Annotated in this window: 1 protein-coding gene; it reads right to left on the bottom strand. The window is 28.3% G+C overall.

Annotated elements, in window-relative coordinates:
* Nucleotides 1-414: hypothetical protein (locus IC221_RS29355; RefSeq protein ID WP_223241541.1), on the bottom strand; the 414-nt coding region annotated here is incomplete at both ends.

Below are 414 nucleotides of genomic sequence, written 5' to 3' on the forward strand. Positions count from 1 at the left end.
TGATAAGTACCATCTTCAGAAACAGACAAATTTCTATTATTTTCATTGTTTAAAATAGAATTGTCTTTATACCATTGGTACTGGTTATTGGTAGCTGAATCTGGAACATATATTATGATATTTTGATTGTAAAAGATAGTAGAGTCTTCAGAGATATTTCCTTGGTTATTATAAGAAAAAGACCTATCGAAGTATTTATCGACAGTTTCAATACCACTGTATCCGATATTATTTTTTTGTATTTGTACTTGTGTTAACTTATTCAGTTTTGAAAATGCTGATGGGATTGATGATATAGTATTGTTCCCAATATGAAGAAAGTTTAACTGGGTAAGTATAGTTATTTCTATTGGAAAATTAGAAAGATTATTGCCTCCAATATGTAAGTACTCAAGTTCAGTAAGGTTTTGAAAT

This window comes from Flammeovirga sp. EKP202 (assembly GCF_014534745.1).
GTDB lineage: Bacteria > Bacteroidota > Bacteroidia > Cytophagales > Flammeovirgaceae > Flammeovirga.